The following is a 9,949-nucleotide window of genomic DNA, read 5'->3' on the forward strand; positions in this document are numbered from 1 at the left end:
CTATTATGTTACTTTTTGTCATGTGTGTATTCCTCAGTTAAGAGTTTATATTTTGCAAAATAATTCTATCATTCTGCTGCGAATACACCGCTTATTTCTATATTAGATTTTCATCATACACTAGATTCGAGTATAACTCTCAAATGAGAAGACTGTTCTAGTACTTCTTTAGTAAGCTGTGTGCGTGAGCGTAAGCCAACGATTTTAAAATCTTTAAGCTTATCTATAAGTTCTTGACCTTCTGTGCTGTATTCAATAGTTCAATATTTTCGTATCTAGCAGCTTTAAATGATTCAAGAGCATTTAAATGAATACCTTCTAAAAGTAGAATAGGGATTTTCTTTTTGTTAAGAGATAATTGATTCATTTTTATAATATCCTTATACAGAAATTTTTGCTTTTATAGCTGGATGATGTTTATAATTCTGAAATTCAAAGTCTTCATATTTGTAATCAAATATAGAACTTGGTTTTCTTGAAATTTTAAGCGTTGGTAAGTCTAAAGGCTCTCTACTAAGCTGCTCATTTACTTGCTTTATATGATTGTTATAAATATGACAATCGCCACCTGACCAAATAAATTCACTAACATCAAGGTCACATTGCTGAGCAATCATGTGTGTTAGTAATGAGTAGCTCGCAATATTAAATGGAACTCCTAAAAAGGCGTCAGCACTTCTTTGTGTAAGCATACAAGATAACTTATTATCAGCAACATAAAACTGGAACATTGCATGACAAGGTGGTAGGGCAGAATTACCTTTAGCGACATTCTCTTGAGGAGAGATTTTTTCTGAAGGTACGACACAAGGATTCCATGCTGAGACAAGAATTCTACGTGAATTTGGATTGGTTTTTAGCATTTCAATTACTTCAGCAATTTGATCTATACCTTCGCCATTGAAGTCACGCCATTGTTTACCATATATCGGTCCAAGTTCACCTTCTTCAGTTGCCCATTCGTTCCAAATTCTAACTTTATTATCATTTAGATATTTTACATTTGTGCTGCCACTTAAAAACCATAACAGTTCATGAACAACACTTGGGATATGAATTTTTTTTGTAGTTACTAATGGGAAACCTTGTTGTAAATCAAAGCGCATTTGGTAGCCAAAAATACTTCTTGTACCAGTACCTGTTCTGTCGCCTTTTTCAGTTCCATTGTCTTTGATATATTTTAGAAAGTTTAGATATTCTCGCATTTATTCTTCCTTGTTTTTATAAACACTATGATAAGAATTATTGCCCCTAACACGATCATAGGAATAGATAGTATCTGTCCCATAGTCATCCAATTAAAGAATATATAACCATATTGAGGGTCTGGCTGTCTGAAAAACTCGCAGATAAATCTAGCACTACCATACAAGAACATAAACAATCCTAATATTAAATAACGTGGTCTTTTTTTGATACTAACTAGCCATAATACTGTAAATAGTACTACACCTTCTAAAAAGAACTCAAATAGTTGGGAAGGGTATCTAGGTAATGGTCCACCAGTAGGAAAAATCATTCCTATTGGAGAATCTGTAACTTTCCCCCATAACTCGCCGTTTATGAAATTACCAATCCTACCAGCGCCTAGACCTATAGGCACAACTGGAGCTACAAATTCGCTAAGGTCAAAGAAGTTAACTCCAAGTTTGCGTGCATATAGTGCAAATGCTATTAATACACCTATAAACCCTCCATGGAATGACATACCACCATCCCAGAGGAAAAACATTTGGAGAGGGTTATGAAAATAGTAGGGTAGATTGTAAAAGATTATATAGCCAATTCTACCGCCCAATATAACACCTAAAGCAATATAAAATGTTAAATCGCCTGCTTGTTCAGGTTTGATAGGTGCCCATGATTTAACTTTTGCTCTGTATCTCAATAAATACCAGCCAGCAAAAATACCGAATAAGTACATTAAACCATACCAGTGGACTTTTATCGGACCTAGATGTAAAGCAACTGGATCAATTTGAGGATAGTGTAACATTAGATATAGCCTTGCTATTTAGATTATTGATTGTGATTCAAAATCAAGAGCTGCAGAATAATTTATGTATTCTGGCTCAGGTTGATTTTGTTTATTAGCTTTTTCAACTGTTTTTTCTTTTTTATTATTTTTGGTAGTTTTAGGCTTTTCTTTTTTTACGCTACTTTGTTCAGATATTTTATCATCTTTTTCTAGTTTAGCTTTTTTAGATTGCTCTTCTTTTACAACTACTTCATCAACTATTTCAATAGTTTCTTTTATCTCTGCATGAATATTGTTGCTATCCTCTACTTCAGTGTTTTGGATTTTTTCAGCTTGTTTAGCCTTTTCAGCTTGTCTAGCAGCTTCTTTAAGAAGAGTTATTTCTTTATCGACTAAAACAGTATCAAATTTTAGATATTTACTAGTCTTTGCTTTTTCTTCAGTAGCTACTTTTGTAGCACCATCATCTTTTAAGCTATTATAGTTTTCTAAAACATCTTTAACCATAACAGAGACAAACTCTTCAGGATTTTTAGATATTACTTTCTTGATATTGTCAGTTTTTTCAGCAGTTTGATTCTGATACTTAAGCTGAGTAATATCAACAACCTCTTCAGCATTATTAAGATTTAGATTGTTGCTTCTGCTACTACTGCGATTGTTTGATTTTTTATCAAACTTATCACTACTTAATTTATTTTTGTTACGATCATTCCTATTATCATTGTTTTTACGATCGTTATGCTGGTTATTGTCTCTTTCTTGTCTGTTGTCTTGAGACTTTTGGACTTGAGGTTTTTGACCTTTATTATTATTTTTATTATCGTTGCGATCGTCACGCTGATTAATGTCTTTTTGCGGTCTTTTATCTTGATACTTTTGAGGTTTTTGAGCCTTATCTTTGTTGTTGTATTGTTTATTTTGAGGTTCCTTATTCTCAACAGCAATAGCTTCAGTACTATCTGTAAGCTTAGTTAATAATTTGCTAAAGAAACCTTTCTTCTTTGATTCTTGTTGCGTATTACTTTCTCTTTTATTGTCTTGAGTAGTATTAGCATCAATGATCTTATTTTCTTGAGACTTGTCTTCTTTAGCATCTAAGTTTTGATCGTTAGACGTTGGTTTGGTTAGCTCAACCGCAGCAATTTTCTTTTTTCCTGCTTTAGGGATTTCAACGTTAAATACATCTTCTATTAAGTCAGAGCTAGTACGATTTGATTTGTAGCTTGTACCCCAAATTCTTTGCATTTGAAACTTTGGAGATTCCATGTTGAAGTTAGGAATTAACATGACTTTAACTTCAGAGATTCTTTCAATTTCGACAATGCTATCTCTTTTCTCATTTAGTATATATGCAGCTATATCAACAGGGACTTGAACACGTATCTCATTAGTATCTTCTTTGATAGCCTCTGCTCTAATTTTACGTAAAATAGTAAGTGCAGTGGCTTGAGTTGTTTTTATGAAACCATGTCCGTCACAACGAGGGCACTTTTGCATTACACTTTCATTGATTGATGAGCTTAAGCGTTGTCTAGATATTTCAACAAGTCCAAGTTTAGATATGCGTGACATTTGAACGCGTGCTTTATCTTGCTGCAGTGCTTCCATTAATTTTTCTTCGACTTGTTTTCTATTTGGATAGAATGACATGTCAATAAAATCAACGATAACTAGACCACCAAGATCTCTGATTCTAAGTTGGCGAGCAACTTCTTCAGCAGCTTCTAAGTTTGTTTTGAAAGCAGTAGTTTCAACATCTTCAGCTTTGTTAGCACGAGATGAGTTAACATCAATAGCAACCAAGGCTTCTGTTGTGTCAATTACAATAGAACCACCAGAAGGTAATCTAATTTCTCTCTTATAGGCATTTTCTATTTGTTGATCGATACCAAACTGTGCAAATATAGGTAATTCTTCGTTGTATAATTTTACTTTGTTAATATCAAAACTTTGTCTAAGTAAGCCAAGTTGTCTTTTAACATCTTCATAGCATTCTTTAGAATCTACAATAATTTCTTTGACGTCTTCTTTTAGATGATCTCTAACTGTTCTGACAATTATGTCACTCTCTTTGTGAAGTAGGGCAGGCTTTTTGATTTTATGATAAGCTTTAAATATTGAATCCCATAACTCAACTAGAGTGTCGAAATCATGTTTTAACTCTTCAAAAGAGCACTCTACACAAGCAGTTCTTGCAATTACACTCATATTTTTAGGGATGTTTAAATCTTTTAGATATTTCTTAAGTTTTTCTCTATCCTCACCCTCTACACGACGTGAAATACCGCCACCATCTGGGTTGTTTGGTAGCAATACCATGTATGAGCCTGCAAGTGTGATAAATGTAGTTAAAGCTGCACCTTTATCACCACGCTCTTCTTTGTCAATCTGTACTATTAACTCTTGACCTTCTGAAAGAAGATGTGCAATATTTTCAACATTTGGTACGTCTTTTAGATAATACTCAGAAACTTCCTTGAATGGTAAAAAACCATTTTTATCTTCACCATAGTTGACAAATATTGCATTCAAACTTGGTTCAATTCTAGAAATATAGCCCTTATAAATATTAGCTTTTTTCTGCTCTCTATCAACATTTTCAATATCTAAATCAATAAGTTTTCCGTTATCTAGAGTAGCAATTCTTGTTTCTTCACTACTTTTACTATTTATTAGTATTTTCTTCATTTTTTAGTTAATTCCTTCAATAATATAATGTTCATAACTAGCTGTTTAATGAGCTAGCTCGTTAAGTTCAGACCTATTTTGGTCTTTTTAATAAATCGCTTTTATAGACTATTTCATATATGAAACTGATCAAATTTACCATCTTTAATCATGCGCCTATTTAGTTCGCGATTTTGTTAAAGTACTATGTACGCAATTATTTGATATAATATCAATATTAGCTAATAATTAAAAGAATTATTGATTTTTAATGGGTCTTATTTATCTAGATTATGCAGCGACTACTCCACTTAGTCAAAATGTCAAAAAAACAATGCTAAAATCGATTAGTGATGACTCTAATTTTTTTAATTCTGGATCATCAACTTATGAGCAGGCTTTATTAGTTCGCGATAAAATTGAGCAAGCAAGGGTATCTATAGCAGATAGGTTGTCTGTTTTGCCTAGAGAGATTATTTTTACATCAGGAGCTACTGAGTCAAGTAACCTTGCAATAAAAGGAGCAGCTTATGCTTATCAAAATAAAGGTAAGCATATAATTACATCAAAAGTTGAACATAAAGCAGTACTTGATGTTTGTGGTTTTTTAGAAACCAAGGGATTTGAAATTACGTACTTGGATGTAGATGGATTTGGACAGATTGATTTAGAGCAACTTAAAAAAGCTATTAAACAAGAGACTATTCTTATAAGTCTAATGGCTGTAAATAATGAGCTAGGTACTCTAAATAATCTTCGTGAGATCGGTAAGCTAACTAAGCAGAGTGGTATAGTTTTTCATGTCGATGCTGCTCAAGGATATGGCAAGATTGATATTGATATAAATCATATGAATATCGATTTGTTATCGGTATCTGGACATAAAATTTATGCTCCAAAAGGTGTGGGATTTTTATATGTGAGATCTAAAAGGCCAAAAGTTAAGCTAGAAAAACAGGTACATGGTGGAGCACAGGAATTTAATCTAAGAGCAGGAACATTAGCAAATTATCAGATATTTGCATTAGCTGAGGCTGTAAAAGAGATGTTTGCTAATAGACAGAATAATCTGCAGTACATAAAGGATTTGCGAGATACTTTTTTGGATATTATTAAAGAAATTTATGATATAAAGATAAATACAAAACTTGATAATAGCTATCCTGGTATTTTAAGCATTACTTTTGTAGGTGTAAAAGGTGAAACTTTATTAGCAATGCTTGATGGGATTTGTATGTCTATGGGGTCTGCGTGTAATTCTCAGGCTGTTGAACCATCTCATGTTTTGGTTGCTATTGGTTTGAGCGCTGATCAGGCAGAGTCTACGATAAGAATTTCATTTGGTTTACATACTTCAAGAGAGCAGGTTGTATTAGCAGCTAAAAGACTAATAGAAAAAGTTAAGCTTTTGAGAGCGATATCTCCACAAGGAGAAGGAAATGTATAATAATTTGGTAAAGAAACTTCTTGCAGAGGTTAATTTTGAAGATGCTATTATTTTGCCAGAGCAAGTCAAATATTGTGTGATTGATAACTTTTCGGTTATAGAGATGTATATTTCTGAAAAAAAAATCTCATTTAGAGTTTATGGTGGTGCTTATATGCTAGCAATGATAAAATGGTTGCAAAATAAATTACAACATAAAGCTGATATTAAGAAAATATCACTACAAGAGCTTGTGAAAGAATTTGAACTGCCTGAGTTTAAATATAGAAATGCTTCGCAAATAATCGAACTTATTGAGAAAATAAATGCAGCAGTTGTATGATTTTTATATATTGCATCAGTGTAAATATAAAGAAAATTCTCTACTTGTGAGTATATTCACTCGAGAGTTTGGTAAGATTTCGGGATTAATAAGAGTTAATAGAAAAACGATAAACCTATATCAGCCTTTGGTTAAATTAAGAGGGCAAATTAGTCTTGCTAAAAAATCAGATGGATTATCTAAAATCTATAACGTAGAGTTTGTTGAGTCATTTTATCAAAACACATATATCAATCTATTATCATTGCAGTACATGAATGAGTTGATATATCTGCTACTGAGCTACTCTCATGAAGAAGAGTTTTTATTTGAGAAATATGGTTTTATTCTAAAAAATATAAATGAAATTAATTATAAATATTTGTTGAGAATGTTTGAGCTTGAGTTGCTAGATAGTCTTGGGCAGGGGGTTTATGTCGATTGCGATATTGATGGTATGCTTATTGATGAGAGTTTAAATTATTCGATACTTACCACGGGTTTTAAAAAAAAATTATCAGCTATTCCAAATAGTATTGCTGGGAAAAATCTCTTGAAAATCAATCAATCAGTGAGCTCATGGACTGATGAGGATCTAAAAGCCATTTCTAAAGTTACTCGTGCCTATATTGATTATGCTTTAGCAGGTAAGCAGCTAAGAAGTCGTAAACTTTTAATAGATTATTTAAATTTGGGTAAAAAATAGTCTTTGTAATTATATTTTGTTAGAGAGCCTGTTCTTAAATGCTTTGATGAAAGATATTGTAGGTGGTATCAAAGATACAACAATAATTAAAATTACAAATAGGCCGAAATATTTTTTAACAAAAGCATTATTGCTAAAGAAGAATGCTAAGTAGACAATAGAGTACACCCATATAAAAGCACCAAGAATTCCCATTAATACAAATTTAGGATATCTCATGCGTGCCATACCGGCTGTGAAAGGCATAAATGTTCTTACAAGTGGTGTGAATCTTGCTAATATGATTGCAGCGGCGCCATATTTATTAAAAAATTCTTGTGCTTTAAGTAGATGAGCTGTTTTGAGGATTTTTGCATCATCTTTGAAAATCCGTTTACCGACCATTCTGCCAAGGAAATAGTTGCATGAGTCACCACACACAGCTGCGGCTACAAGTATTGGAGCTAATACATGTACATTTAAGCTAGTCGCAGCTCCAGTAAGTCCTAGTGCAAAAAGCAAAGAGTCGCCAGGTAAAAAGGGTGTTACCACAAGCCCAGTTTCACAAAAAATCACTAAAAAAAGTAATAAATAAGTCCAATTACCAAGTATATTAATATATGTGCTAATAAATTGATCTAGATGTAGGGTTATATGAAATAATGCTGAAATCGTATCCATAAATTATTCATTTTGAATGTTTTGTCGTTAGATTATAAAAAAATAATATCTAAAGGTTAAGTTCTTTTTACTTTTATTTTATTTGTAATCCCTTTTATAACCATTTGAATCACAACTACAGCTACAATAATGGCAATAATTAAGCTCAGATATTGTTTGACAAAATAGTTGTCACTAAAGAAATATACTGTATATGTAATTGAAAAAGACCAAATAATAGCTGATATGACTCCTAATGTAACGAATTTGGCATAGTTCATGTTGCTAACTCCAGCAACAAATGGAGTAATCGTTCTAACAAAGGCTATAAAGCGTGAAAAAATTATTGCTTTTGTACCGTATTTATCCAAAAATTCTTTGGTTTTAATTAAATATGCTTTTTTGAGGATTCTAGCATGTGTGCTAAATAATTTCTCACCAATAAATTTACCAGTAATATAATTGCAAGAGTCTCCGATAATAGCTCCTAAACAAATTGATAGAACCGCTAAATGAATGTTGATACTTGTTGCAGCAGCAGTTACACCAATTGTAAATAGTAAGGAGTCACCGGGAAAAAATATTCCAAGAACAATTCCAGTTTCACAAAAAATGATAAAAAACAGTAGTATATAAAACCAAACACCTAAAATATCTATGAAGTAATTTATATACTCATTAAAATGGATAATAAAATCAAACATTGCTCTACTCCGGTTTGATTTTTATTGATAAAGCATGGATTTGTGGCATAAGTGATTGTGTACATCTGAATATTTCTTTATGTGCTTTAATCTTTGCCATATCACTTAATTTTTTAGATGAAATATTGACTACATAGTGGTATTTACCTTCTATAAATCCTCTGTGTTTTGCGTGCTTGTGTGTTTCATCTATTATTTTAATTGTTGCTAGAGGATCAAGTTCAGATAGTATTTTGTTTTTAATTTCATTAGCTAGAGTAGTACTATCCATATTCTATAATATCCTCGTAGGTGTAATAATTAAATCAAGCTTAATATCATATATATCTATGATGATATCATCATTTTGCTGTTCATCAAAGGCTATGCCTATAGTTAAAGGGGAATTACAGTTTTTTTTGAAGCTTAAAGTATAGTCATAGAAACCTCCTCCCATGCCCATTCTGAATTTATCTTTATTGAAACCAACAATTGGCACGATAATAATATCAAGTTCCCAAGCAGAAATGATGTCAGTTGCTGAATATCTAGGTTCTTTAATCCTATATTTATTCAAATAATACTCTTTTGAATCTTTTGCGAACCATAAACTATGTTTTATAAAAGAGTGAACTATAGGTAAATAAATATTTCTGAAGTGGTTATTGATTAAGGATGTATTAACTTCATTTTTAAGAGAAACAAAACTGGCTATTTTGGGATCTGAGAAGTTGTTTTTAATATAATCTATGACTTTAAAGTTGATTTTAGATGATAGTTCGTCTTTATCATTTAGATTGTTCCTAATATTTAAGAGTTCTCGGCGTATATGCTCTTTGTTCATGACTAAAACTATAAATAATTAGTTGTCCAGATTACCGTTTTAGTTCAATATTCTTGATCCCTATGGTATCAAGTTTGGGTGCCATAGTTCCAACGTTGGGCTTCTTTGTGAATGCACGGCATCAAAGCTTGCTCTCTAGTTCAAACACCAAGCTCCCTATTCTAAGTAGTATCGGTACAAGATCGTAACTAAATCACCAATAACCCAGACAACTAAACTTTTGAATACGTATGTATTATAAACGACTATATGTTTTCTTTGAACAATTTATGGTAAGAAGTTTGTAGATATATTACTTGACTTTGTTTGATTTGAGTTATCTACTTTTAGTGCGTGCCGAAAAGTTATTAGCTAGATTGTATTCTGAAAGTTTTAAATAGTTGAAAGAGAGTTCCAAATATAGTTTATTAGGTTTTGACGAAAATAAAATAAACGATAAGGAACTAAAAAATGCCAAAGCACTTAACTCTTTCAAATAGATATTGTATAGAAGAATTACTTAAATTAGGATACCAAACATCTCAAATAGCCAATAAAATTGGCTATAGTGAAAGAGCTATAAAAAAGGAACTTAATCGCACTAGTATAAATAGTGACTATAATGCTGAGATAGCACAGAAGCTATATCAAAGCCGCAGAACTTCAAATAATCATAAGCTATCCTGTAAAGTTAAAAAGCTA

At 31.9% G+C, this 9,949-nt stretch carries 11 protein-coding genes, 1 other RNA gene and 1 pseudogene; 4 read left to right on the forward strand and 9 right to left on the reverse strand.

What is annotated here, in order from left to right; all coding sequences use genetic code 11:
• Positions 1–131: 131 nt before the first annotated feature.
• From F8C69_RS06370 to F8C69_RS06385, 4 genes and pseudogenes are all read right to left on the reverse strand, one after another.
• Positions 132–367: pseudogene (locus tag F8C69_RS06370) on the reverse strand (phosphoglycerate dehydrogenase); the annotation flags it as partial.
• Between the two features lie 13 nt (positions 368–380).
• On the reverse strand, positions 381–1,205 hold the full coding sequence (locus F8C69_RS06375) for a thymidylate synthase (RefSeq protein WP_159184617.1): 825 nt from the start codon (positions 1,203–1,205) through the stop codon (positions 381–383).
• Positions 1,190–1,996 carry a prolipoprotein diacylglyceryl transferase gene (gene lgt, locus F8C69_RS06380; protein WP_159184618.1) on the reverse strand — a complete coding sequence of 269 codons (807 nt, stop codon included), beginning with the start codon at positions 1,994–1,996 and terminating at the stop codon, positions 1,190–1,192. The genes F8C69_RS06375 and lgt overlap by 16 nt, the downstream gene beginning before the upstream one ends.
• 18 nt (positions 1,997–2,014) lie before the next feature.
• Positions 2,015–4,669 carry an Rne/Rng family ribonuclease gene (locus tag F8C69_RS06385; RefSeq protein WP_159184619.1) on the reverse strand — a complete coding sequence of 885 codons (2,655 nt, stop codon included), beginning with the start codon at positions 4,667–4,669 and terminating at the stop codon, positions 2,015–2,017.
• 250 nt (positions 4,670–4,919) lie between these two features.
• Between F8C69_RS06385 and F8C69_RS06390 the strand changes: the two genes are divergently transcribed.
• Genes F8C69_RS06390 through recO form a run of 3 tightly spaced genes read left to right on the forward strand, consistent with a single transcriptional unit; the run spans position 4,920 to position 7,102 of the window.
• Positions 4,920–6,095, forward strand: coding sequence for a cysteine desulfurase family protein (locus F8C69_RS06390; protein ID WP_159184620.1), 1,176 nt, complete (start codon positions 4,920–4,922; stop codon positions 6,093–6,095).
• Positions 6,088–6,417: a hypothetical protein gene (locus tag F8C69_RS06395; RefSeq protein ID WP_159184621.1), complete on the forward strand. Its 330-nt coding sequence runs from the start codon at positions 6,088–6,090 to the stop codon at positions 6,415–6,417. Before F8C69_RS06390 ends, F8C69_RS06395 begins: the two co-directional genes overlap by 8 nt.
• The gene (recO, locus tag F8C69_RS06400) at positions 6,401–7,102 is read left to right on the forward strand and encodes a DNA repair protein RecO (RefSeq protein WP_159184622.1); all 702 of its coding nucleotides are present in this window, start codon (positions 6,401–6,403) and stop codon (positions 7,100–7,102) included. The genes F8C69_RS06395 and recO overlap by 17 nt, the downstream gene beginning before the upstream one ends.
• A 9-nt stretch (positions 7,103–7,111) precedes the next feature.
• Here the strand turns inward: recO and F8C69_RS06405 are convergent, their stop codons facing one another.
• The 5 genes from F8C69_RS06405 to ssrS all read right to left on the reverse strand — a co-directional run bounded on the left by F8C69_RS06405 (position 7,112) and on the right by ssrS (position 9,482).
• Complete coding sequence (locus F8C69_RS06405; protein ID WP_159184623.1) at positions 7,112–7,762, reverse strand: VTT domain-containing protein; 651 nt, start codon at positions 7,760–7,762, stop codon at positions 7,112–7,114.
• A gap of 56 nt (positions 7,763–7,818) precedes the next feature.
• The gene (locus tag F8C69_RS06410; RefSeq protein ID WP_159184624.1) at positions 7,819–8,445 is read right to left on the reverse strand and encodes a VTT domain-containing protein; all 627 of its coding nucleotides are present in this window, start codon (positions 8,443–8,445) and stop codon (positions 7,819–7,821) included.
• Between the two features lie 4 nt (positions 8,446–8,449).
• On the reverse strand, positions 8,450–8,716 hold the full coding sequence (locus F8C69_RS06415) for a BolA family protein (protein WP_159184625.1): 267 nt from the start codon (positions 8,714–8,716) through the stop codon (positions 8,450–8,452).
• Between the two features lie 3 nt (positions 8,717–8,719).
• Positions 8,720–9,268, reverse strand: a complete 549-nt coding sequence (locus F8C69_RS06420) for a 5-formyltetrahydrofolate cyclo-ligase (RefSeq protein WP_159184626.1) — start codon at positions 9,266–9,268, stop codon at positions 8,720–8,722.
• 19 nt (positions 9,269–9,287) lie between these two features.
• Positions 9,288–9,482: non-coding RNA, 6S RNA (gene ssrS / locus F8C69_RS06425), on the reverse strand.
• Between the two features lie 236 nt (positions 9,483–9,718).
• On the opposite strand from ssrS, the gene F8C69_RS06430 reads away from it, so the two are divergent.
• Positions 9,719–9,949: helix-turn-helix domain-containing protein (locus tag F8C69_RS06430; RefSeq protein WP_159183974.1), on the forward strand; the 231-nt coding region annotated here is incomplete at its 3' end.

Origin of the sequence: Francisella noatunensis subsp. noatunensis (genome assembly GCF_009823375.1) — a bacterium.
GTDB lineage: Bacteria > Pseudomonadota > Gammaproteobacteria > Francisellales > Francisellaceae > Francisella > Francisella noatunensis.

What these genes read in the sequence shown, in the direction of transcription:
- F8C69_RS06375 (WP_159184617.1), bottom strand. Translation starts at nt 1,205, where the DNA reads ATGCGAGAATATCTAAACTTTCTAAAATATATCAAAGACAATGGAACT.
- lgt (WP_159184618.1), bottom strand. Translation starts at nt 1,996, where the DNA reads ATGTTACACTATCCTCAAATTGATCCAGTTGCTTTACATCTAGGTCCG.
- F8C69_RS06385 (WP_159184619.1), bottom strand. Translation starts at nt 4,669, where the DNA reads ATGAAGAAAATACTAATAAATAGTAAAAGTAGTGAAGAAACAAGAATT.
- F8C69_RS06390 (WP_159184620.1), top strand. Translation starts at nt 4,920, where the DNA reads ATGGGTCTTATTTATCTAGATTATGCAGCGACTACTCCACTTAGTCAA.
- F8C69_RS06395 (WP_159184621.1), top strand. Translation starts at nt 6,088, where the DNA reads ATGTATAATAATTTGGTAAAGAAACTTCTTGCAGAGGTTAATTTTGAA.
- recO (WP_159184622.1), top strand. Translation starts at nt 6,401, where the DNA reads ATGCAGCAGTTGTATGATTTTTATATATTGCATCAGTGTAAATATAAA.
- F8C69_RS06405 (WP_159184623.1), bottom strand. Translation starts at nt 7,762, where the DNA reads ATGGATACGATTTCAGCATTATTTCATATAACCCTACATCTAGATCAA.
- F8C69_RS06410 (WP_159184624.1), bottom strand. Translation starts at nt 8,445, where the DNA reads ATGTTTGATTTTATTATCCATTTTAATGAGTATATAAATTACTTCATA.
- F8C69_RS06415 (WP_159184625.1), bottom strand. Translation starts at nt 8,716, where the DNA reads ATGGATAGTACTACTCTAGCTAATGAAATTAAAAACAAAATACTATCT.
- F8C69_RS06420 (WP_159184626.1), bottom strand. Translation starts at nt 9,268, where the DNA reads ATGAACAAAGAGCATATACGCCGAGAACTCTTAAATATTAGGAACAAT.